The organism is Microbacterium sp. ARD31 (genome assembly GCF_031844425.1).
In genome coordinates this window covers 175,299-197,764 of sequence record NZ_JAUZVE010000013.1, presented here as the reverse complement: position 1 = coordinate 197,764, position 22,466 = coordinate 175,299, and the positions used below count along the sequence as shown (strand labels likewise).

The 22,466-nt window shown below is 72.0% G+C and carries 22 protein-coding genes; 9 read left to right on the top strand and 13 right to left on the bottom strand.

Features of this window, described 5'->3' with window-relative positions; translation table 11 throughout:
- A partial coding sequence (locus Q9S36_RS26375) for a CarD family transcriptional regulator (RefSeq protein WP_311287803.1) occupies positions 1 to 418 on the bottom strand: 418 nt, incomplete at its 3' end.
- Positions 419 to 576: 158 nt separating this feature from the next.
- On the opposite strand from Q9S36_RS26375, the gene Q9S36_RS26370 reads away from it, so the two are divergent.
- From Q9S36_RS26370 to Q9S36_RS26360, 3 genes are read left to right on the top strand one after another with little or no spacing between them, the layout of a single operon-like run.
- Complete coding sequence (locus Q9S36_RS26370) at positions 577 to 1,275, top strand: UbiA family prenyltransferase (protein WP_311287802.1); 699 nt, start codon at positions 577 to 579, stop codon at positions 1,273 to 1,275.
- Between the two features lie 21 nt (positions 1,276 to 1,296).
- Positions 1,297 to 1,770 carry a hypothetical protein gene (locus Q9S36_RS26365; RefSeq protein ID WP_311287801.1) on the top strand — a complete coding sequence of 158 codons (474 nt, stop codon included), beginning with the start codon at positions 1,297 to 1,299 and terminating at the stop codon, positions 1,768 to 1,770.
- Positions 1,767 to 2,510: a phosphoglyceromutase gene (locus Q9S36_RS26360; RefSeq protein ID WP_311287800.1), complete on the top strand. Its 744-nt coding sequence runs from the start codon at positions 1,767 to 1,769 to the stop codon at positions 2,508 to 2,510. Before Q9S36_RS26365 ends, Q9S36_RS26360 begins: the two co-directional genes overlap by 4 nt.
- A gap of 36 nt (positions 2,511 to 2,546) precedes the next feature.
- Here Q9S36_RS26360 and phoU read toward each other — a convergent pair whose 3' ends face one another.
- Positions 2,547 to 3,197, bottom strand: coding sequence for a phosphate signaling complex protein PhoU (gene phoU, locus Q9S36_RS26355; protein WP_311287799.1), 651 nt, complete (start codon positions 3,195 to 3,197; stop codon positions 2,547 to 2,549).
- A 119-nt stretch (positions 3,198 to 3,316) separates the two neighbouring features.
- Between phoU and Q9S36_RS26350 the strand changes: the two genes are divergently transcribed.
- From Q9S36_RS26350 to Q9S36_RS26340, 3 genes are all read left to right on the top strand, one after another.
- A complete protein-coding gene (locus tag Q9S36_RS26350; RefSeq protein ID WP_311287798.1) occupies positions 3,317 to 4,543 on the top strand; it encodes an ATP-binding protein in 1,227 nt (408 codons plus the stop codon).
- Entirely contained in the window at positions 4,540 to 5,217 is a 678-nt protein-coding gene (locus Q9S36_RS26345; RefSeq protein WP_311287797.1) for a response regulator transcription factor, read from the top strand. The genes Q9S36_RS26350 and Q9S36_RS26345 overlap by 4 nt, the downstream gene beginning before the upstream one ends.
- Positions 5,218 to 5,351: 134 nt before the next feature.
- On the top strand, positions 5,352 to 6,284 hold the full coding sequence (locus tag Q9S36_RS26340) for a DMT family transporter (RefSeq protein WP_311287795.1): 933 nt from the start codon (positions 5,352 to 5,354) through the stop codon (positions 6,282 to 6,284).
- On the opposite strand, the gene Q9S36_RS26335 is transcribed toward Q9S36_RS26340, so the two are convergent.
- From Q9S36_RS26335 to Q9S36_RS26320, 4 genes are all read right to left on the bottom strand, one after another.
- Positions 6,281 to 6,784: a YbjN domain-containing protein gene (locus Q9S36_RS26335; RefSeq protein WP_311287794.1), complete on the bottom strand. Its 504-nt coding sequence runs from the start codon at positions 6,782 to 6,784 to the stop codon at positions 6,281 to 6,283. The two genes, Q9S36_RS26340 and Q9S36_RS26335, sit on opposite strands and share 4 nt — an antisense overlap.
- 7 nt (positions 6,785 to 6,791) lie before the next feature.
- Positions 6,792 to 8,048: a D-inositol-3-phosphate glycosyltransferase gene (gene mshA / locus Q9S36_RS26330; protein WP_311287793.1), complete on the bottom strand. Its 1,257-nt coding sequence runs from the start codon at positions 8,046 to 8,048 to the stop codon at positions 6,792 to 6,794.
- Between the two features lie 102 nt (positions 8,049 to 8,150).
- Positions 8,151 to 8,522 carry a hypothetical protein gene (locus Q9S36_RS26325; RefSeq protein ID WP_311287792.1) on the bottom strand — a complete coding sequence of 124 codons (372 nt, stop codon included), beginning with the start codon at positions 8,520 to 8,522 and terminating at the stop codon, positions 8,151 to 8,153.
- A 37-nt stretch (positions 8,523 to 8,559) separates the two neighbouring features.
- Positions 8,560 to 9,453 carry a ribonuclease HI family protein gene (locus tag Q9S36_RS26320; RefSeq protein ID WP_311287791.1) on the bottom strand — a complete coding sequence of 298 codons (894 nt, stop codon included), beginning with the start codon at positions 9,451 to 9,453 and terminating at the stop codon, positions 8,560 to 8,562.
- Positions 9,454 to 9,495: 42 nt separating this feature from the next.
- On the opposite strand from Q9S36_RS26320, the gene Q9S36_RS26315 reads away from it, so the two are divergent.
- Positions 9,496 to 10,248, top strand: a complete 753-nt coding sequence (locus Q9S36_RS26315) for an SDR family NAD(P)-dependent oxidoreductase (protein WP_311287790.1) — start codon at positions 9,496 to 9,498, stop codon at positions 10,246 to 10,248.
- 82 nt (positions 10,249 to 10,330) lie between these two features.
- Positions 10,331 to 11,020 (top strand): amino acid racemase, encoded by a 690-nt coding sequence (locus Q9S36_RS26310; protein WP_311287789.1) that lies wholly within the window; start codon positions 10,331 to 10,333, stop codon positions 11,018 to 11,020.
- Between the two features lie 27 nt (positions 11,021 to 11,047).
- Here the strand turns inward: Q9S36_RS26310 and Q9S36_RS26305 are convergent, their stop codons facing one another.
- From Q9S36_RS26305 to Q9S36_RS26290, 4 genes are all read right to left on the bottom strand, one after another.
- Positions 11,048 to 11,920 (bottom strand): hypothetical protein, encoded by an 873-nt coding sequence (locus tag Q9S36_RS26305; RefSeq protein ID WP_311287788.1) that lies wholly within the window; start codon positions 11,918 to 11,920, stop codon positions 11,048 to 11,050.
- Complete coding sequence (locus tag Q9S36_RS26300; protein ID WP_311287787.1) at positions 11,917 to 13,137, bottom strand: SAM-dependent methyltransferase; 1,221 nt, start codon at positions 13,135 to 13,137, stop codon at positions 11,917 to 11,919. Before Q9S36_RS26300 ends, Q9S36_RS26305 begins: the two co-directional genes overlap by 4 nt.
- A gap of 130 nt (positions 13,138 to 13,267) precedes the next feature.
- Positions 13,268 to 14,536, bottom strand: coding sequence for a hydroxyacid-oxoacid transhydrogenase (locus Q9S36_RS26295; protein WP_311287786.1), 1,269 nt, complete (start codon positions 14,534 to 14,536; stop codon positions 13,268 to 13,270).
- Complete coding sequence (locus Q9S36_RS26290; protein ID WP_311287785.1) at positions 14,533 to 15,435, bottom strand: NUDIX domain-containing protein; 903 nt, start codon at positions 15,433 to 15,435, stop codon at positions 14,533 to 14,535. The genes Q9S36_RS26295 and Q9S36_RS26290 overlap by 4 nt, the downstream gene beginning before the upstream one ends.
- A 22-nt stretch (positions 15,436 to 15,457) precedes the next feature.
- On the opposite strand from Q9S36_RS26290, the gene Q9S36_RS26285 reads away from it, so the two are divergent.
- Positions 15,458 to 16,489, top strand: coding sequence for an acyltransferase family protein (locus Q9S36_RS26285; protein ID WP_311287784.1), 1,032 nt, complete (start codon positions 15,458 to 15,460; stop codon positions 16,487 to 16,489).
- Here the strand turns inward: Q9S36_RS26285 and Q9S36_RS26280 are convergent.
- From Q9S36_RS26280 to Q9S36_RS26270, 3 genes are all read right to left on the bottom strand, one after another.
- On the bottom strand, positions 16,464 to 17,252 hold the full coding sequence (locus tag Q9S36_RS26280) for a lysophospholipid acyltransferase family protein (RefSeq protein ID WP_311287783.1): 789 nt from the start codon (positions 17,250 to 17,252) through the stop codon (positions 16,464 to 16,466). The genes Q9S36_RS26285 and Q9S36_RS26280 overlap by 26 nt on opposite strands.
- Positions 17,252 to 18,520 (bottom strand): geranylgeranyl reductase family protein, encoded by a 1,269-nt coding sequence (locus Q9S36_RS26275; protein ID WP_311287782.1) that lies wholly within the window; start codon positions 18,518 to 18,520, stop codon positions 17,252 to 17,254. The genes Q9S36_RS26280 and Q9S36_RS26275 overlap by 1 nt, the downstream gene beginning before the upstream one ends.
- An 88-nt stretch (positions 18,521 to 18,608) precedes the next feature.
- Complete coding sequence (locus Q9S36_RS26270) at positions 18,609 to 22,454, bottom strand: DNA-directed RNA polymerase subunit beta' (protein WP_311287781.1); 3,846 nt, start codon at positions 22,452 to 22,454, stop codon at positions 18,609 to 18,611.
- Positions 22,455 to 22,466 lie beyond the last annotated feature (12 nt).

Here is a 22,466-nt window from a genome sequence, read left to right as displayed (position 1 = left end):
GCTCGGAGACCAGGATCTGGCGCGCCTTGGCCAGCATCCGCTTCTCGCCCGCCGACAGGCCCCGGTCGCGCTCGCGGCGCCACAGGTCGCGCACGACCTCGGAGACCTTCATGACGTCACCGGAGTGCAGCTTCTCCAGGTTGGCCTTGTAGCGGCGCGACCAGTTGGTCGGCTCCTCGACGTGGGCCGCGCGCAGCACGTCGAAGACGCGGTCGAGGCCCTCCTTGTCGACGACGTCACGGACGCCGACGAGGTCGAGGTTGCAGGCCGGGACGCGAACGACCAGGTCCTGCTGAGCGACAATCCTGAGGACGAGGTACTGGCGGTCCTCTCCCTTGATCTTCCGCATCTCGATGTCCTCGATGACTGCGGCCCCGTGATTGGGATAGACGACCGTTTCGCCGACGGTGAAAGTCATATGTTCAGTTCCCCTTCCTAGGTGTCCATTCTAACACGGGTTCGAATCGGCTCCCGCGGCGTTTGCGCAGGTCAGAGGCCACATCCGGGCTTGACAGATGGCACGTTGCTGTGGTGCGACCCGGGTCGGGAGGCACCCCGTGGGACATACTGCGGCCCATGCCGACGCCCCCTGCGCTGCTCCTCCTCCGCGCCGCGCACCCGCGCCAGGCACTCGCCACCGCGGCCGCCCTGGCCGCGGCGGCGGCCGTCGCCGGTCGCCCCCTGCGTGAGGTCGGCCTGGTCGCCGCGACGGTGCTCGTCGGGCAGTCGGTGCTCGGCTGGGCCGACGACCTGGCCGACCGCGACCGCGACCAGCGCGAGCGGCCCGGCAAGCCGCTCGGCACCGGGCGTCTCGACCCGGGCACCGTGTGGTTCGCGCTCACCTGTGCGGTGCTGCTCGTCGTGCCCCTCGCGGTCGCCCACGGCCGCAGCGCCGGGCTGGCGTACCTCTCCCTGCTCGTGGTGTCCGCGGTGGGCGACCGCTTCCTCCACGCCCGACCCCTGTCGTTCTTGCCGTGGATGGCGAGCTTCTCCCTCTACCCGGCCTTCCTGGCGTACGGCGGATGGGGCGGCGTCGGCACGTCGACCCCGCCCACGACGGCGATGGTCGCCCTCGCCGCCGCCCTGGGGCTCGGCGTGCACCTGCTGGTCGCCCTGCCGGGGCTCGTGCACGACCACGAGGCCGGCGAGCGCTCACTCCCGCTGCTGCTCGCGCTGCGCATCGGCACCCCTCGCCTGCTGGTCGCGGCGGGGGTGTTCACGGCCCTCGTGGTGGTCGGCATCCTGATCGCAGGGCGGAGCGTCGGGCTGACCTGAGCCGACGCTAGGCTGTGGGCCATGCAGCTTCGACCTCTCGCGACCGCCGCGGCCCTCCTCGCGCTCGCCGTGCCGCTGTCCTCGTGCGGATTCGACTACGCGACCGACCGTGACTACACGCCCGCCGGCGGTGCCAACAACCGCGAGGGCGACGTCGACGTGCTCTCCGCCGTGGTCGTGTCGGCGTCGGAGGGCTCGGGCACCTTCGTGGCCTCGCTGTCCAACAACGACGCCGACGCCGAGCAGACCTTCACCGGCATCTCCGGCGACGAGGGCGCCTCGATCGAGGCCGCCGAGTTCGACCCGATCACGATCCCGGCCGGCGGCCTGGTCAACCTGGCCGACCCCGCCGCCGACGTCGTGGTGACCGGCGACTTCACCGCCGGCGACTTCGTGCCGCTGGCGCTCGACTTCGGCAACGGCGAGCGGGTCACCATGGAGGTCCCCGTGGTGGCCGACGACTTCGGCTACTGGGAAGGCATGGACGCGTCATGACCTACACGCTGGTCCTGCTCCGCCACGGCGAGAGCGAGTGGAACGCCAAGAACCTGTTCACCGGATGGGTCGACGTCGCGCTCACCGAGAAGGGTGAGCGCGAGGCGGTCCGCGGGGGCCAGCTGATCCGCGAGTCCGGCGTGCTGCCCGACGTGGTCCACACGTCCCTGCAGCGGCGCGCCATCAACACCGCGGCCCTGGCCCTCGACGCCGCCGACCGCCACTGGATCCCGGTCAAGCGGTCCTGGCGCCTCAACGAGCGCCACTACGGCGCCCTCCAGGGCAAGGACAAGAAGCAGACCCTCGAGGAGTACGGCGAGGAGCAGTTCATGCTCTGGCGGCGGTCCTTCGACACGCCTCCCCCGCCGCTGGACGACTCCGACGAGTACTCCCAGGCGGGCGACCCGCGCTATGCCGACCTCGGTGACGAGATGCCGCGCACCGAGTGCCTCAAGGACGTCATCGCCCGCTTCCTGCCCTACTGGGAAGCCGAGATCGTGCCCGACCTCCGCTCGGGCCGGACGGTGCTCGTCGCCGCCCACGGCAACAGCCTCCGCGCACTGGTCAAGCACCTCGACCAGATCTCCGACGAGGACATCGCCGCCCTCAACATCCCGACCGGCATGCCGCTGGTCTACCGCCTCGACGAGTCGCTCGCGCCCACCGTCGCCGGTGGCGAGTACCTCGACCCCGAGGCCGCCGCCGAGGCGGCGGCCGCCGTGGCGAACCAAGGTCGCTGACCAGCGCTGACCGACGGAGTCGGTCGGCGCGTGGGCTCAGTCGCGCTGCGGCACCTCGCCGGTGACCACGAACACCACCCGGTTGGCGACCGACACCGCGTGGTCGGCGATGCGCTCGTAGTAGCGGCCGAGCAGCGCGACGTCGACCGCCGCCTCCACGCCGTGCTGCCAGTCGGTCGAGAGCAGCTCGGTGAAGCTGCGGCGCCGGAGCTGGTCCATGACCTCGTCGTCGCGACCGAGCTCGATGGCGGCCTCGACGTCGCGGTCCACGATGATGCTGCGCACCCGGCGCACCATGTCCTCGGCCGTGTCGGCCATCTGCTCCATCGTCGGGCGCAGCTCGTCGGGCACGGCGACCGCGGGCACCCGCAGGCGGGCGATCTTCGCGACGTGGACCGACAGGTCACCCATCCGCTCGAGCTCGCTGACCATGCGCAGCGCCGACACGATCATCCGCAGGTCGCCCGCCACGGGCTGCTGCAGCGACAGCAGGGCGAAGGACGTGTCATCCACCCGCTCCCGCGCCGCGTCGATCGCCTTGTCGTCGCTGATCACCTGGTCCGCGGTGTGCACGTCGCCGGTCATCAGCGCCTTGGTGGCCTCTCGTACGGCGATCTCGACCTGGCCGCAGATCTCGGACAGGTCGGCGAAGATGCCGTCGAGCTGGTCATGGAAAGCCTCACGCATGCCGGCACTGTAGGCAGCCGAAGCGAACAGATGTGCGTACCCGATGAACGGCGCGTGAACACTCGGGGCCGGGCGTCCATCGGCGGTGGGCGCGGGGGCGCGATGCGTACGATGTGAGCGTGGATCCGACGATGCAGGCCGGGTTGGCCGCGATCATCGGGGCCGTCGTGGCCGGAGGTGCCGTGCTCGCGTGGCACATCAGCGACCGCCAGCGGCACACCATGCCCGCGGTCGAGGAGCCCGTCGTGCAGGCGGGCGTCGCGGCCGTCCTCAGCATCCTGCGCTCCAGCGCGGTGGTCGTCGACGCGTCCGACCACGTCCTCAAGGCGTCGGCGCCGGCGTACGCCTTCGGCCTGGTGCGCGGCAACGAGGTCCTGGTGCCGGAGCTGCTCGACCTCATCGCCCAGGTGCGGCGCGACGGCCAGATCCGGGAGAGCGAGCTCGACCTGCCCGCCCCGGACGGCAGCACCGTGCGCACCCTGACCGCGCGGGTGGCGCCCCTCGGCGCGCGCCTGGTGCTGGCCCTCGTCGAGGACCAGACCCGCGAGCGGCGGGTGGAGGCCGTGCGACGCGACTTCGTGGCCAACGTCAGCCACGAGCTCAAGACGCCCGTCGGGGCGATCCGGCTGCTCGCCGAGGCCGTCACCGACGCAGCCGACGACCCCGAGGCCGTCCAGCGCTTCGCGAACCGGATGCTCACCGAGAGCGACCGGCTCTCCCGCCTCGTGCAGCAGATCATCGAGCTCTCCCGCCTGCAGGGGCACGACCCGCTCGAGACCCCGGTGATGGTCGACCTCGACGCCGCGGTCGCCACCGCGGTCGACACCAGCGCCATGGAGGCCGCGGCCAAGGACATCACCGTCGAGTCCCGCGGCGAGCACGGCCTCGAGGTCTTCGGCTCCCAGGAGCAGATCGGCGCGGCCGTCAGCAACCTGGTCGCCAACGCGGTGGCCTACTCCAACCAGGGCTCCCGGGTGGTGGTGACCACCCGCTCCGAGGGCGAGCAGGTGCAGATCTCGGTCGTCGACCAGGGCATCGGCATCCCGGCCGAGGACATCGACCGGATCTTCGAGCGCTTCTACCGCGTCGACCCGGCCCGGCACCGCTCCACGGGCGGGACCGGCCTCGGCCTGGCGATCGTCAAGCACGTGGCCGCGACGCACGGGGGCGACATCTCCGTGTGGTCGGTGCAGGGCCAGGGCTCGACCTTCACCCTCACCCTCCCCCGCAACCCCCAGCCCGGCGCCGGCCGCACCACGACCCCCGTCGAGGTCGTCGTGCCCCCGAAGGCCGAGCCGCGGACCCCCGAACCCACCAGCAGAGACCAGCAGGAGATCAGCCGATGACCCGGGTACTCGTCGTCGAGGACGAAGAGAGCTACAGCGACGCCCTCGCCTACATGCTCCGCAAGGAGGGCTACGAGGTGGCCATCGCGGCCGACGGCAACACCGCCCTCACCGAGTTCGACCGGTTCGGCCCCGACATCGTGCTGCTCGACCTGATGCTGCCCGGCGTGCCGGGCACCGAGGTGTGCCGCCAGATCCGGCAGTCGTCGTCCACGCCGGTGATCATGGTCAGTGCGAAGGACGACGAGGTCGACAAGGTCGTCGGCCTCGAGCTCGGCGCCGACGACTACGTCACCAAGCCCTACTCCCCCCGGGAGCTGGTCGCCCGGATCCGCGCGGTCCTGCGCCGCGGCCAGGAGCCCGACCTGATGCCCGACACCCTGGAGGCCGGCCCGGTGCGCATGGACGTCGAGCGCCACGTCGTCACCGTCGACGGCACCGAGCAGCGCCTGCCCCTCAAGGAGTTCGAGCTGCTCGAGATGTTCCTCCGCAACCCCGGCCGGGTGCTGACCCGCGGCCAGCTCATCGACCGCGTCTGGGGGTCCGACTACGTCGGCGACACCAAGACCCTCGACGTCCACGTGAAGCGGCTGCGCGCCAAGCTGGAGCCGGACCCCGGCGAGCCGAAGTACCTCGTCACCGTCCGCGGGCTGGGCTACAAGTTGGACCTCTGACCAGCCGCTGAGGCACGAAGCGGTCATGGCGTGTCGAGATCTACGACTTCTGACGACGGTGACGCGGCGGGATGTCGTCGTACGACGTCCGAAAAGCGCTGGCCGCGCGTCATGACCGTTCGTAGCCTTGACCCGTGACCACCGCCAGCCAGACGACACCCCCGACCACCACCGGACCCACGGCACCGGCGCCCTGGTTGCCCGTCGCGGCCGGTGCGGTGACGCTGGTGATGTGGGCCTCGGCGTTCGTGGTGATCCGCCACGTCGCCCACGACGTCAGCCCGGGCGCCCTCGGGTCCGGTCGCCTGCTCGTGGCCGCCCTGGTCGTCCTGCCGCTGGTCCTGCGCCGCGGCTGGGTGCGACCGACGCCGCGGGAGTGGGTGCTCCTGGCGGTCGGCGGCATCGGCTGGTTCGGCATCTACAACCTGGCCCTCAACGCCGGCGAACGGCACGTGGACGCCGGGACCGCGGCGATGATCATCCAGATCGGCCCCGTGATCGTGGCGCTGCTCGCGGTGCCGCTGTTCGGTGAGCGGCTGCACGCGTGGCTCTTCGGCGGGATGGTCGTCGGCTTCGCCGGGGTCGCGGTGATCGCACGCGGCTCCTCCACCTCTGCCGACGCGAGCCTCCTCGGCGTGCTGCTGGTCCTCGTCGCCGCGGCCATGTACGCGGTCGGGGTGCTGACCCAGAAGGTGCTGCTGCGCCGGATCCCGTCGGTGCAGGTCGTGCTGGTGTCGTTCCTGATGGGCGCGGTGACCTGCCTGCCCTTCTCCGGCGACCTGCCCGCGATCGTGGCCGACGGCGGCGCGGAGCTGTGGTGGATCGTCTACCTCGGCGTCTTCCCGACCGCGGTCGCGTTCACCACCTGGGCCTACGCCCTGACCCACACCGACGCGGGAGCGCTGTCGCTGACGACGTTCCTGGTGCCGCTCATCGCGACCCTGGTCGCGTGGCTGACCATCGACGAGGTGCCCCCGTCGCTGACCTTCGTGGGCGGCGCCCTCGCGATCGTCGGGGTGCTGATGACCCGCCGCAAGCCGCGCACGAGCGCCCGGGCGGGCTCCTAGGCCGTCGCCCCGGGGTCGCTTCCGGCCTCTAGCCAGCCGCGGAACGCCTCGAGGTTGCGCGTCGACTCACCGCGGGAGATGCGCCAGTCCCACTCCTTGCGGATCGAGGTCGCGAAGCCGAGCTCGAGGATGGCGTTGAAGGACTCGTCGGCGTTCGCGAGCACGGAGCCGAGGACGCGGTCGAGCTCGTCGGGCTCGACCGCGCTCAACGGCAGCCGCGCCTCGAGGTAGATGTCGCCGTGGCGGTCGACCGCGAAGGAGACGGCGTACATCTTGAGGTTGCGCTCGAGCAGCCACCGGTGGACCCGGGCGTGGTTCTCGTCGGGGTTGCGGCACACGAAGGCGTGGACGCCGAGCGCGTGCGGCCCGACGTCGAGGCGCACCGGGGTCTGGAGCTTCTTCTCCCCCGGCAGGGTCAGGGAGAACGAGGTCGCGCCGATCTCCTCGTGCTCGATCCCGTTGTCGACCAGGTAGGCCCGCAGGACCTCGACCGCGCTCATGCGGCCATCATGAGGCAAGCTCGGACCGCATCCGGCCACCGGCCCGCGCGTAGGCCTCCAGCGTCCGCTCCGCGGTCCGCTCCCACGAGAACTCCTGGGCGTGCGCGATGGCTCCGGCACCGAGCCGCTCGACGAGCCGGGGGTCGTCGACCAGGCGCCGCAGGCTGGCGGCCCAGTCACGGGGCTCGTGGGTGTCCACCAGCAGGCCGCTGACGCCGTCGCGCACGACGGTGGTCAGGCCCCCGACGGCGGCGGCGACGACCGGCGTGCCGCTGGCCTGCGCCTCCACGGCGACCAGGCCGAACGACTCGTTGTACGACGGTACGGCGACCGCGGTGGCGGCCGCGGCCCACACGGCGAGCTCGGCCTGGGTCACCGGTGGCACGAAGCGCACGACGTCGGCGATGTCGAGGTCGGCGGCCAGGTCGGCCAGCGAAGTGGGGTGCTCGAGCCCGGAGCCGGACGGTCCGCCCACGACGGGGACCACGAGGCGGCTGCGGAGCGAGGGGTCCTCCTCGAGCAGCAGACCCACCGCACGCAGCAGCACGTCGGGAGCCTTGAGCGGCTGGATGCGGCCGGCGAACAGCAGCACGACGGCGTCCTCGGGCAGGTCGAGCTCGCGTCGCGCCTCGCGCCGGTCGCGGGGGCGGAACACCGAGAGGTCGACGCCGGGGTGGATCACCTCGACCGCGTCGGGACTGGCGTCGTAGAGGTCGATGAGCTGGCGGGCCTCGGTGTCGGTGTTGGCGACCAGGAGGTCGGCGGCCTCGACCACCTGCTCCTCGCCGATCACGCGCGAGACGGGCTCGGGGGTGTCGCCCTCGGCCAGCGCCTGGTTCTTCACCTTCGCCATGGTGTGCATCGAGTGCACGAGGGGGACGTTCCAGCGGTCGCGGGCGAGGGCGCCGACCTGGCCGGAGAGCCAGTAGTGGGAGTGCACCGCGTCGTAGTGGCCCAGCGGCTGCATCGCCTCCGTGCGCAGCACCTCGCGCGCGAAGGTGCACAGCTGTCCGGGCAGCTCACCCTTGGTGAGGCCCTCGAAGGGCCCGGCGGCGACGTGGCGCACGAGGACGCCGTCGGCGGCCTCCACGACCTGCGGGAGCTGGGAGGACGTGGCGCGGGTGAAGACGTCCACGGCGATGCCCTGGGCGGCGAGGCGACGGGAGAGCTCGATGACGTAGACGTTCATGCCCCCGGCGTCGCCCGTCCCGGGCTGGTCCAGGGGCGAGGTGTGCAGGCTGATCATCGCCACCCGCTCGCCCACGCGCGTCTCCTTCGGTCTGCTGCAGGGAGTACCCAGAAAGGGGCACCTCGAGCACAACGGCGCGCACGACCCGGGGATTCCCGGGCGGGCGTGTGACGTGCGTCAGCGCGCGTGCGCGCCGGCCGCCGGTCGCCCGGGGGTGCGGCCGCGCTGGCGCAGCAGCGCGATGCCGCCGAGGAGCGCGGCGACGACGCCCCAGAAGCCGTCGTACCAGGCGGTGTCCGCCGGGCGGAAGGCCTCGATCATCGACAGGACCAGCAGGCCCGAGGCGAAGGCGACGAACACCCGCATCGCCACGGCGTCGCTCTTGACGAGCGTGCTGCCGAAGACGGCGGCGGCGAGCAGGATGGCGGCGAGGCCGACGAAGTGGAGGGTGCTGGGCAGCGGGTCACTGCCCCCACCGAGGAGGGCATGGAGGATCCACAGCACACCGCCGAGAAGTGCAGCCGATGCAGCGAGCTTTGCGGGGGGCATCGGACGAGTGTGCCACGCGGGCGCGAGCCCGCCCACCTCACGGCTCGTCGGTGCCCTGGTGGAACCGCGCCTGCCACTGGCCGCCGCTGCGCAGCCAGAGGGTGCTCCGCAGCGTGGACCGCTCGGGGGTCGACGTACGCCACAGCAGCAGGATCGTGTCGGGGCCCAGCCGGTCGGTGGAGACGACCTCGAGCTCGACCGGCGCGATCGGCCCGATCTCGGCCAGGATGTCGTCGCGGGTCCAGAGCCGGCCCGAGCGGCCGATCTCCTGCCAGTCGGGGTGCAGCAGCGCGGCGACTGCTGCGCGGTCCGAGCGGACCTCGTCGCTCAGCAGCGAGCGCTCGAGCGCGACGACGCGCTCCTCGTCGGTGGGGGTCGGCACGCCCAGGTCGCCCGCGAGGTCGCTGAAGAGGTCGGGCTCCGGCTCGACCTGGCCCACGGTGGCGGCCGGGTGGGCGGTGCTGCTGCCGGTGAAGCCCGGTCCGGGGTCCGGCTCGACGCCGCGCTGGTACGCCGACGCGGCGGCGTTCGCGCGCCGGTCGGCGGCCTCGTTGAGCTCGTGGCCGGCGTGGCCCTTGACCCACTCGAAGTGGACGCGGTCGCGCCGACCCTCCATCGCCGCGTCGATCGCCTTCATCAGCTCGACGTTGAGCACCGGCTTGCCGTCGCTCTTCTTCCAGCCCTTGCGCTTCCAGCCCGGCATCCACTTCGTCACCGAGTCGATGACGTACTTGCTGTCGCAGTAGACGTGCAGCTCCTCGTCGAGGTGCGCGGTCTGCTGGAGCAGGTCCAGGACGGCCATCAGCTCGCCCATGTTGTTCGTGCCGTGCTTCCAGCCGCCGGACGCCCAGCAGGAGTCGTCGACGTACCACGCCCATCCGGCCGGGCCGGGGTTGCCGAGTGCCGAACCGTCGGCCGCCGCGATGATCACCCCCGCATCCTGTCAGGAGCGGATCTTGGCAGGATGTCCGGCATGACACAGGACAGCACCCGGCCCCGCACCGCCGTCGTCACCGGCGCCTCGAGCGGCATCGGCGCGGCCACCGCCCGCGCGCTCGCCGCCCAGGGGTTCCGCGTGGTGTGCGCGGCCCGGCGCACGGAGCGCATCGAGGAGCTCGCCACCGAGATCGGCGGCGAGGCGATCACCTGCGACATCACCGACGACGACTCGGTGGCGGCGCTGGCCGCGGCCGTCCCGGTGTGCCACGTGCTGGTCAACAACGCCGGCGGCGCCATCGGCACCGACCGCGTCGACGCGGCCGACGTCGACGCGTGGCGCTGGATGTACGACGTCAACGTGCTCGGGCTGGTGCGCGTGACCAAGGCGCTGCTGCCCTCGCTGCGGGCCAGCGGCGACGGCGTGATCGTCAACGTCGGGTCGACGGCCGGTCGCTGGGCCTACGAGGGCGGCGCGGGCTACACCGCCGCCAAGCACGGCGTGAAGGTGGTGACCGAGACGCTCCGCCTCGAGCTCAACGGCGAGCCGATCCGGATCACCGAGGTGGCCCCCGGGATGGTCCGCACCGACGAGTTCTCGCTGGTGCGCTTCGGCGGCGACCAGGAGAAGGCCGACGCGGTGTACGCCGGGGTCGACCAGCCGCTGGTCGCCGAGGACGTCGCCGACGCCATCGCCTGGGTCGCCACCCGGCCCTCCCACGTGGACATCGACGAGCTCGTCATCAAGCCCCGCGCCCAAGCAGCGGCACACAAGGTGCACCGGGCCTGACGCCCTCACCCGTCGCCGTTCGCCGTTGCGCAGCAGGCGAGACGGTGAGGGGTGCGGGCGTATCCGTGGGAGACTGCCGCGCGTGAAGACCATCGGACTCGTCGGCGGCATGAGCTGGGAGAGCAGCGCGGCCTACTACCGCGACCTCAACCTCGGGATGCGGGAGCGCCTGGGTGGCCTGTCCTCGCCGAAGCTCGCCCTGACCACGGTCGACTTCGCCGAGGTGACCCACCTCGAGGACGAGGAGCGCTGGGACCAGGTCGGCACCCTGCTGGCCGACGCGGCCCGCGGCGTCGAGCGGGCCGGTGCCGACTTCCTCCTCCTCTGCACGACGACCTTCCACAAGGTCGCCGACCAGGTCGAGGAGGCCGTGGACATCCCGGTGCTCCACCTCGCCGACGTGGTGGCCGCCGCCGTGAAGGCGTCCGGGGTGGAGACCGTCGGCCTGATCGGCACCAAGGTGGCGATGTCGGAGTCCTTCTTCGTCGACCGGCTCGCCGGCCACGGCCTGTCGGTGATCGTCCCCGACGAGCGCCACCACGACGTCCTCAACGACGCGATCTACGAGGAGCTCGTCCACGGCGTCGTGCTGCCCCGCACGCGCAGCCGGGTGGTCTCGATCATCGAGGAGCTCTGGGACGCCGGCGCCGGCGGCGTCCTCCTCGGCTGCACCGAGCTCGAGCTCCTGGTCAAGCAGGCCGACGTCGAGCTGCCCGTCTTCCCGTGCACCACCCTCCACGTGCAGGCCGCGCTCGACGCGGCCCTCGCCTAGGGTCTCGAGGCTCGCTCCGCTCGCACCTCAACCGGCGGTCAACGGGAGCCCACGCGCGGTCGCCAGCCAGCGCAGGGCGGTCCAGGCCGGCGAGCGGAGGTCGGTGGCGCCGGCCTCCGCGGGCAGCGGCACGGCCAGCACCTGCGAGCGGGCGCCTTCGGTGCTGACGAGCAGGTCGCGCCCGGAGACCGCGACGCCCTCGCCCTGGTCCTGCGGCGGCAGGTCCCACGAGGCCAGGCCCTCCCAGGACGGGTACGCGACGAGGTGGGCGCGCGAGTACGTGCGCATGACCACTCCTCCCCCGCCCGGCAGGAACGTCGCGTCGGTGACGATGCCCGGTGCGTCGGCGACCGCCTCCAGGCGGTTGGGACCGCGCGGGTCGAGGCGCGCGGGGGCGGCGTACACCGTGCCGCCGAAGACACCCTTGGTGATGACGTGGAGCCGGCCGGTGACGGGATGGCTCACCAGCGCCTCGGCGTCGCGCGGTCCGTCGGGGTAGACGAGCTCGAAGGCGGCCGGCGTGACGGTGACGTCGTCCCGGCCGACCGGGACCCGGAGCACCTCGACGGAGTCGCGCACCTGGCGGTTGTCGCCGGTGTCCGCGACCCAGACGTGGCCAGGCCCCGCCGGGGCGAGCGCCTCGACGTCGGTCGGGTCCTGCTCCCACGAGGTCACGCCGAGCGTCGCGCCGCTGGCCGGGTCGACGACGAAGACGCGACCGCTGTCGCCGGAGTCGTTGGTCGTGACGACGAGCCCACCGGCCACCGTCAGCCCGCTCGACTCGACGATCTCGGGGTCCGCGAAGCGGAACGCGGGGCGGTTCCCGGCCGGCTCGTCGCCGGCCGCCGCACCGAGCAGGAACGGCAGCGCCACCACGACACCGACGGCGACCCGCCTCACAGCAGCTCGCCGAGCCTCGGGCGCACTCCCCACGCGGCCAGCAGCTCGTCGTACTCGCGGGCCGCGCCCTCCCGGCCGGCGGCACCGCCGGGCGTGCGGACCGCACGCAGGAGGGTGTTGCGCGGGGTGTGGGCGCTCTCGACGAACTCCACGACGTCGACGCGGTAGCCCTCGCGGCGCAGCAGCGTGGCGCGCAGCGCGTCGGTGAGGGTGTCGGCGAAGCGCTCTCGCAGGATGCCGTGCCGGGTCAGCATGGCGTACGGCTCGGGGCTCGGGGCGGTGCGCAGCTGGGCCGCGATGTCGTGGTGGCAGCACGGCGCCGCCAGCACCAGCGCCGCCTCCCACTCGATCCCCCGCGCCAGCGCGTCGTCGGTCGCCGTGTCGCAGGCGTGCAGCGCCAGCACCACGTCCGGCCGGCTGTCGAGCGAGGCGTCGGTGATCGAGCCGACGACGAAGTCCGCGTCGATCCCCAGCTCGGCGGCGACGGCCGAGTTGTGGTCGGCCGACTGCTGCTTGACGTCGACGCCGGTCATCCGCACCGGCATCCGGTCGCTGAGGTAGGCGTGGGCCGCGAAGGTGAGGTAGGCGTTGCCGCACCCGAGGTCGACGATGCGCAGCGGGTCGTCGGCGGTGGGCGTGCGGACGTGCCCCTGGTCGATGGCCTCCGTGAGGCTCGCGTCGAGCAGCCGGACGAACTCCTCGACCTGGCGGTACTTCGCCTGCCGGCTGGGCTTGACCCGCCCCTGCGCGTCGCTGATGCCCAGCGCCCTCAGCACGGGGTGGTCCTCGGGCAGCAGCCGGTCCTTGGCCCGGTCGTGCTCGCGCGAGGGCTCGGCCCCTCCCGCCCGGGCGGACGCGTGCAGCATCGGGACGCCCTTCTTGGTCACCCGCACCTGGAGCGTCTCGGCGCTGGTGTCGACGTGCCAGTTGGCGAACGGCTGGGCCAGCAACGCGTCGACCGCCGCCTCGGCTCCGGCACCGACCGGGTGGTTGGCGGTGTGCGCCTGGGTGGCGTCGTACGTCGTCACCTGCAGGTGGCGACCTGCCTTCAGGTCGACGACGCGGACCTCCACGCGCCGGACCTCGCGCCCGTCGACGGTCGGCGCCGGCTGGCCCTTGCGACGCCCGGTGGCCAGCGCGCGGACGAGGTGGTCGGCATCGAGGACGGCCTCCCGGACGCGCGCCCACTCGTCGGCCGGAGCGGGGACGACGCTCACAGGACTGCGGCGAGGACGACGATGAGGATCAGGGCCCCCAGCGCCACCGGGATCACGAGTCGGCGGTGGCGCGGGTTCATGTCCTCATCCTAGTGACCGCCACCGCGACAACCGATCCCACGGCACCGGCTCACCAGTGCTCGAGGGAGCGTCGGAAGACCGTGGCGAGGTCCTCGGCGGTCACCTCGATGGGGGCGGTGGCGAGGAGCCGCTGCTGCTTGAGGGCGCCCTCGACCAGGTCGTCCACGTCGGCGGCACCGTAGCCGAGCTCGGCCAGGCCGCTGGGCAGGCCGACGTCGTGCATCAGGCCGCGCAGCACGTCGGGGAGCTGCTCGCCGGCACCGCCGAGCAGCTCGGCCGCGCGTCGGTGGCGCTCGGGGGAGGCGGGGAAGGTGAGGTCGAACGCGGCCGGTGCGGTCATCACCACGGCCATGCCGTGCGGGACGATCGGCTCGTCGGCGGGATAGCCCTCCGGCCGGTAGTCGCGCACGCGACCGGCGATCGGGTAGGCGCAGGCGTGCGGCACGTGGACGCCCGCGTTGCCGAAGCCGAGACCCGCGAACGTCGCGGCCAGGGCCATCTGCTCGCGTGCCTCGCGGTCGGACCCGTCCTGCACGGCACGACGGAACGCGCCGGCGAGGAGGGAGAGCGACTTCTCGGCCCACATGTCGGCGATCGGGTTCGCACCGCAGTAGGGCACCCGCTGCTCGGGCTGCTTGGCGGCGAAGTCGCCGAACCACCGGGCGGTCCAGCTCTCGAGGGCGTGGCAGAGGATGTCCATCCCGCACGAGGCGGTGACCATCGCCGGCTGCGTCATCGTCAGGTCGGGGTCGACGACGGCCAGGGTGGGACGCAGCCGCGCGTGGGAGATGCCGGTCTTCACCTTGAGGGCGAGCACGTCGAGGACGCAGATCGTGGTCGACTCGGCACCGGTGCCGGTCGTCGTCGGCACCGCGACGAGCGGCAGCAACGGGCGCTCCGGGGCCCGGCCGCCGCCGACGGGCGCGTTGACGTAGTCCATCAGCTCGCCGTCGTTGGTGAGCAGCAGGTCGACGGCCTTGGCCGTGTCGATCGCCGAGCCGCCGCCGACGGCGACGATCGCGTCGAAGGGCCCGGCCTCGCGCGCGTGCGCGACCGCCTCCAGCAGCGAGGCGTCGGTCGGCTCGACCCGCGCACCGGCGTAGACCGTGACGTCGAGCCCGCGCGTCCTCATCGCGCCGGCGACGCGGTCGGGGTGGCCGGTGGCGGCGACCCCGGGGTCGGTGACGAGCAGGACCCGCCGCGCCCGGCCGCCGGGGGCCGCGCCGCAGAGCTGCTGGACGTCCCAGCCGATCTCCTCGCTGGCGCCCCGACCGAACTTCAGGCCGGGTGCGGCGTAGGTGAAGACGCTCTCACTCACTCCGATCCCCTTCCGAGGGCGTGATGGACCAGGTCGAGCACCGGCACGGTGCCGCCGACCACGTCGGCCACGTCCACCCACGCGACGGCGTCGGTGGTGCCGTCCTCCTCGACGACCCGTGGCTCGCCGTCGGCGACCCTTGCGCGGTAGAGCAGGTGGACGCCGTGGAAGTCCTCGATGCGCCCGGAGGGCGCGGTGCCGGAGAAGTGGGCGTCGTGGACGTCGAGCAGCTCGTCCACCTCGCAGGCGAGCCCGCACTCCTCCTCCACCTCGCGCGCCAGCGCGCGTGCGGGCCGCTCCCCGTGGTCGATGCCGCCGCCCGGCAGCGTCCACCGACCCGGGTGCGCGGCGCGTGCCGACAGGCGGGTGAGCAGCACCTGCTCGGCCTCGCCGTGCCGTCGGAGGACGAGGGCGTAGGCCGCGACCCGCTGGAGGCGGAACGGCTGGTGGTCCACGAGCGCCTCGCCGACGAGCGCGGACACCGGCACGGCACCCGACGCGACATCGGCGAGGGGCTTCCAGGCCGCCTCCATGGTGGAGCCGTCGACCTCCAGGACCCGGGGCTCGGGCGCGTCGGGGGCGACCCAGCCGTCGTAGACGATCCGGATGGCGTGGGCGTCGACGAGCTGGCCGTCGCGGGGCGCCCGCGGCATGTGGGCGCTGTAGACGCGGGCCCGGTCACCGATGGTCGCGGCGAGGCCGGTCTCCTCGTGGACCTCGCGGATCAGGGCGTCCCGGGGGTCCTCACCGTGGTCCACCCCGCCGCCCGGCAGCGTCCACAGCTCGGAGCGCGAGATGCGCGGCGCGAGACGGCTCAGGAGGATCTCGACGAGCCCGCCGCGCTCGCGGAGGATGACGGCGTACGCCCCCACGCGGAGGCGCCTCGGCAGGGATCCCATGCGTCCAACCTAGTGAAGTACGGTGAGCGCCGTGTCCCCCGCGTCCCGAGATCCTTGGCTCGACAATGTCAAGATGGTGCTGGTCACCCTCGTCGTGGTCGGCCACGCGATCGGGCTCGTCGAGGCCACCGACGGCAGCCACTGGGTCTACGACTTCATCTACCTGTGGCACATCCCGGCCTTCGTCTTCGTGAGCGGCTACCTCTCGAAGTCGTTCGAGTGGGACCGGCGCCGGATGAAGAGCCTGGTCTACACGCTCGCGATCCCCTACCTCATCTTCGAGCCGGCGCTGTTCTACTACCGGCGCGACGTCGTCGGCGAGGGCGTCGAGTACCCGCTGTGGATCGAGCCGCACTGGACGATGTGGTACCTCATCGTGCTCCTGATGTGGCGCCTGATCACGCCGATCCTCAAACGGCACTGGCTCTTCCTGCCGCTGTCGGTGGTCGTCAGCCTGGCCGGCGGCCTGTGGGACACCGACGCGCTGATGATCCCGCGCTTCCTCGGCCTGCTGCCGTTCTTCGTGCTGGGCCTGCACCTCAAGCCGCGCCACCTCAAGCACCTCGACGACGTGTGGGTGCGCCTGACGGCCGTGCCGGCGCTGGTCGGCATCGGCGTCATGGCGCTCTACACCGACGAGTGGGCCGAGACGGCGCTGCTCTGGTACGACACCGGCTACAACAGCCTGCCGATCGACAACGAGATCATCTGGCAGACCCGGCTCACGGTGATGATGGTCGGCCTGCTCGGCGCCTTCGCCGCGATGTCGCTCGTGCCGCGGCGCTCGCTGGGGTGGTTCACCACGATGGGGACGGCGACCATGGTCGTCTACCTGTTCCACGGCTTCGTCATCAAGACCGCCAAGCTCGCGGGCTGGCCCGACGTCACCGCCGCCTACCCGGTCGCCGGCCTGGTCGTCACGGTGGTCGCGGCCATCGGCCTGACCATGCTGCTGGCGAGCCCGCCCGTGCGCAGGGTGCTGGAGCCCTTCACCAACCCGCTGGGCTGGGTCGAGAAGCGCCGGAAGGTCAGCCCGGCCCCCACGTCGGCCTGATCGCCGACCGCGGCACCACGTCGAGGTGCGCCGCCTCGCTGCGGGTCGGGGCGTGGCCGCCGAGGTGCGCGGGGTGCCACGGCGCGTGCTCGCCCGACCGCGGCTGGTGGTGGTCCAGGCGCTGCAGCGCCTCGAGCTGCGCGGTGAGCACCGACCCGAGGTGGCACGTCCACTCGGTGAGGTCGTCGCCGGGGTCGACGGTGAGCGCCGGCCCGAACGACACGTCGACCCGGCGCCCGCGCCGGAAGCTCGGCCGCGGCTCACGGCCCCGGGCGTCGGGCACCCCGACCGAGTAGACGCGCTGGGCGCCCCAGACCGCGACCGGCACCACCGGCGCACCGGTCTCGCGGGCGAGGCTCGCGACTCCGCGCATGAGCGAGCGCACGGTGTAGGAGTAGGAGATCCCGGCCTCCGGGAACGCGCAGACCGCCTCGCCGGCGCGCAGCAGCCCGCGCGCCATGACGTACGCCCCCGCCGGGGCCTGCCGGTCCACCGGGATGTGGCGCATGGCGCGCATCGGCCGCGCCAGGCCGCGCACCTGCCACACGTCGTGGCGGGTCATGAAGCGGACGTAGCGCCCCGACGGGCGCGCGGCCTCCTGCACGAACACGAAGTCGGGGTACGACACGTGGGTGGCGGCGAGCAGCACCGGCCCGGTCGTGGGCACGTGGTGGACGTCGTGGCCGGTGAGCCTCAGGTCGAGCGCGCGCATGCCGGCCCGTCCGAGGCCGATCGCGACGCGGTAGGTGCGATCGCCGGCCATCAGGCGAACGGCGGGCGCGCGTCCCGGGCGATCGAGCGGCGCCCGGCCCAGCGCCACACGCGGGCGGCACGGTCGCGGTCGGCGTCGTCGACGAGGTTGCCCATCCAGCGCAGCGCGAGGGTCATCAGCCAGTCCGAGCGCATCCCGGCCGGGCCGAGCGCCGCGACGACCTTGGGCTGGGTGGCGATGCCGGCGAGCCGGCGCGCGATGGAGAACGCCTCGCCGTAGTGCTCCACCAGGGTGCGGCGCCAGGCCTCGCCGAGGCCGGCCCCGCCGGCGATGTGCTCCGCGACGAGCCGCCCCGTCTCGAGGCCGTAGTCGATGCCCTCGCCGTTGAGCGGGTTCACGCACGCCGCGGCGTCACCGATGAGCGCCCAGTTGGGGCCGGCCACGTTGCTGACCGCGCCACCCATCGGCAGCAGGGCCGAGGTCGGCATCCGCAGCTCGCCGGAGATGCCGAAGTCCGCTCCGATCGCGTCGGCGTAGGTCTGCATCAGCGGCTTGATGGCCACGTCGGTCGGACGCCGGCTGGTCGCGAGCGTGCCGGCGCCGAGGTTCACCGACCCGTTGCCCAGCGGGAAGATCCAGCCGTACCCGGGGACGATCTCGCCGCCCTCGTCGCGCAGCTCGAGGTGGGAGCTGATCCACGGGTCGTCGCTCATCTCGGAGTCGACGTAGGAGCGCCCGGCCACGGCGTACACCGTGTCGCGGTGCCACTCACGACCGAGCAGCTTGCCCAGCGGGGAGCGGACGCCGTCCGCGACGACGAGCCAGCGGCAGGCGATCTCGTAGGTGCCCTCGCCTCCTCGGTCGGTGACCGACGTGCGAGCTTGCGAGCCTCGAAATCCGACGGCGGCGACCCGCTCCCCCTCACGACGTACGCCGACCGCGCGGGCGCCGTCGATGGCGAGGGCACCGCTCTTGATCGCCACCGTGCGCAGGTGGTCGTCGAGCTCGGTGCGGGCCACCGCGGACCCCCAGTCGGGGAGGGAGCCGCCCGGCCAGGGCAGCAGGAGGGTCTGGCCGAAGCCGTGCGCGCGCAGGCCCTGGTTGACGGTGTGGGCGCGCAGCCAGTCCTCGAGGCCGAGTTTCTGCATCTCCCCGATCGCGCGCGGCGTCAGGCCGTCGCCGCAGGTCTTGTCGCGGGGGAAGGTGGCGGCGTCCGCCAGCACGACGTCGAGGCCGGCGCGGGCTGCCCACGCGGCCGCGGCGGAGCCGGCCGGGCCGGCACCGACGACGAGCACGTCGGCCGAGGTGGGGATCTGCACGTGCGAATTCTCTCAGGCGGGTCGACATCTGCCGAAATGGGCCGAGCCCCGGCACCCACGAAGGGGACCGGGGCTCGGGTGACGACGCTCAGTTCTGGTAGGAACCGAAGTCGAAGTCGTCGAGCGCGACGGCCTGCGACGACGGACCGAAGTCGTAGTCGTAGGCGTCGTAGCCGGTGACCGAGTAGGCCGCGGCGCGCGCCTCCTCGGTGGGCTCCACCCGGATGTTGCGGTAGCGCTCGAGGCCGGTGCCGGCCGGGATGAGCTTTCCGATGATCACGTTCTCCTTCAGGCCACGCAGGCTGTCGGAGCGGCCGTTGATCGCGGCGTCGGTGAGCACCCGGGTGGTCTCCTGGAAGGAGGCCGCCGAGAGCCACGACTCGGTCGCGAGCGAGGCCTTGGTGATGCCCATGAGGACCGGGCGACCCGAGGCCGGCTTGCCGCCCTCGGAGACCACGCGACGGTTCTCCTCCTCGAACCGCACCCGGTCGACCAGGTCGGACGGGAGCAGGTTGGTGTCACCGGACTCGATGACCGTCACGCGGCGCAGCATCTGCCGCACGATGATCTCGATGTGCTTGTCGTGGATCGACACGCCCTGGGACCGGTAGACCTCCTGGACCTCGTCCACCAGGTGCTCCTGCGCCTTGCGGACACCCAGGATGCGCAGGACGTCCTGCGGGTCGGGGGTACCGGAGGTGATGTGGTGACCCACCTCGATGTGCTGGCCGTCCTCGACGTTGAGGCGCGAGCGCTTGGAGACCGGGATCTCCTGCGGCTCGCCACCGTCGTCGGGGGTGACCACGACGACGCGGGCCTTGTCGGTCTCCTCGATCTTCACCCGACCGGCGGACTCCGAGATCGGGGTCCGGCCCTTGGGCGAGCGGGCCTCGAAGAGCTCCACCACGCGGGGCAGACCCTGCGTGATGTCGTCCGCGGAGGCCACACCACCGGTGTGGAAGGTACGCATGGTCAGCTGCGTGCCGGGCTCACCGATGGACTGGGCGGCGATGATGCCGACCGCCTCACCGATGTCGACCAGCTTGCCGGTGGCCAGCGAGCGGCCGTAGCACTTGGCGCAGGTGCCGGTGCGGGCGTCGCAGGTCAGGACCGAGCGGACCTTCACCTCGGTGACGCCGGCGGCCACGAGCTCACCGATCTTGACGTCGCCCAGGTCCTCGCCGGCAGCAGCCAGCACCTCACCCGTCTCCGGGTGGGTGATCTCGACGGCGGAGGCGCGGGCGTAGGCCGAGGTCTCCACGTGCTCGTCGTCGATCCGCTTGGGCAGGCCACGCTCGGTGCCGCAGTCGTCCTCACGGATGATGACGTCCTGCGAGACGTCCACCAGACGACGGGTCAGGTAACCCGAGTCGGCGGTGCGGAGCGCAGTGTCGGCCAGACCCTTGCGGGCACCGTGGGTCGAGATGAAGTACTCGAGCACCGAGAGGCCCTCGCGGAAGTTGGCCTTGATCGGGCGCGGGATGATCTCGCCCTTCGGGTTGGCCACCAGACCACGCATGGCCGCGACCTGCCGGATCTGGTTCATGTTTCCGGAGGCACCCGAGTCGACCATCATGTAGATCGGGTTCGTGCGGTCGAAGTTGGTCTCCATCGCACGACCGACCTCGGCCGCCGCCTGGGTCCACAGCTCGATGAGCTCCTGACGACGCTCGTCGTCGGTCATCACGCCGCGCTCGTAGTTCTTCTGGACCTTCTCCGCCTGCGCCTCGTAGCGGGCCAGGATCTCGGCCTTGCTGTCGGGCGTGGTGACGTCGTCGATCGAGACGGTCACACCCGAGCGGGTGGCCCAGTGGAAGCCGGCGTCCTTGAGGGCGTCGAGCGACGCGGCGACCTGCACCTTGGTGTAGCGCTCGGCGAGGTCGTTGACGATCGCGCCGAGGCGCTTCTTGCCGACCTCCTCGTTGACGAACGGGTAGTCCGCGGGGAGCGTGTCGTTGAAGTACACCCGGCCCAGCGTCGTGTCGAGCTGGATCGCGGTCCGCTCCTCCCAGTCGGCACCGAGCTCGAGGTCGAGCGGCGGGACGACGTCGTCGAGGCGGATGCGGATCCGGCTCTGGAGGGTGATCTCCTTGCGGTCGAAGGCCATGATCGCCTCGGCCGGCGAGGAAAACACGCGACCCTCGCCCGGCTCGCCCTCGCGGTCGGCGGTCAGCCAGAACAGGCCGATGATCATGTCCTGCGAGGGCATGGTCACCGGACGACCGTCCGACGGCTTGAGGATGTTGTTGGTCGAGAGCATCAGGATGCGGGCCTCGGCCTGCGCCTCCGCGGACAGCGGGAGGTGGACGGCCATCTGGTCACCGTCGAAGTCGGCGTTGAACGCGCCGCACACGAGCGGGTGGATCTGGATGGCCTTGCCCTCGATCAGCTGCGGCTCGAAGGCCTGGATGCCGAGGCGGTGCAGGGTGGGCGCACGGTTGAGCAGCACGGGGTGCTCGGTGATGACCTCCTCGAGGACGTCCCACACGACCGGGCGCGCGCGCTCGACCATCCGCTTGGCGGACTTGATGTTCTGCGCGTGCGACAGGTCGACGAGGCGCTTCATCACGAACGGCTTGAACAGCTCGAGCGCCATCTGCTTGGGCAGACCGCACTGGTGCAGCTTGAGCTGCGGGCCGGACACGATGACCGAGCGGCCGGAGTAGTCGACGCGCTTGCCGAGCAGGTTCTGGCGGAAGCGACCCTGCTTGCCCTTGAGCATGTCGGAGAGCGACTTCAGCGGGCGGTTGCCCGGACCGGTGACGGGACGGCCGCGACGGCCGTTGTCGAAGAGGCTGTCGACGGCCTCCTGCAGCATCCGCTTCTCGTTGTTGACGATGATCTCGGGGGCACCGAGGTCGAGGAGTCGCTTGAGGCGGTTGTTGCGGTTGATGACGCGGCGGTAGAGGTCGTTCAGGTCGGAGGTGGCGAAGCGGCCACCGTCGAGCTGGACCATCGGACGCAGGTCCGGCGGGATCACCGGGACGGCGTCGAGCACCATGCCGATGGGCTGGTTGCCGGTCTTGCGGAAGGCGTCGACGACCTTGAGGCGCTTGAGGGCGCGGACCTTGCGCTGGCCCTTGCCGTTGGCGATCGTGTCGCGCAGCGACTCGACCTCGGCCTCGATGTCGAAGTCCTGGAGGCGCCTCTGGATCGCCGTGGCACCCATGTGGCCCTCGAAGTACTTGCCGAACCACGTCTTCATCTCGCGGTAGAGGAGCTCGTCGCCGAGCAGGTCCTGCACCTTGAGGTTCTTGAACGTGTCCCAGACCTCCTCCAGCCGCGCGATCTCGCGGTTGGCACGGTCGCGGAGCTGGTTCATCTCGCGGTCGGCACCGTCGCGCACCTTGCGCTTGGCGTCGGCCTTGGCGCCCTCGGCCTCGAGGGTGGCGAGGTCCTCCTCGAGCTTCTTGGCGCGGTCCTCCACGGAGGTGTCGCGACGCTTCTCGAGGCGCTCGCGCTCCAGGCCGACCTTGTTCTCGAGGGACTCCATGTCGCGGTGACGGGCGTCCTCGTCGACCGAGGTGATCATGTAGGCGGCGAAGTAGATGACCTTCTCGAGGTCCTTCGGCGCCAGGTCGAGCAGGTAGCCCAGGCGCGACGGGACGCCCTTGAAGTACCAGATGTGGGTCACGGGAGCGGCGAGCTCGATGTGGCCCATGCGCTCACGGCGCACCTTGGAACGGGTCACCTCGACGCCGCAGCGCTCGCAGATGATGCCCTTGAAGCGCACGCGCTTGTACTTGCCGCAGTAGCACTCCCAGTCCCGGGTGGGACCGAAGATCTTCTCGCAGAAGAGGCCGTCACGCTCGGGCTTGAGCGTGCGGTAGTTGATGGTCTCCGGCTTCTTGACCTCGCCGTGGCTCCACGTGCGGATGTCGTCCGCGGTGGCCAGGCCGATCTGAAGCTGGTCGAAGAAGTTAACGTCGAGCACGTTGGCTGAGTC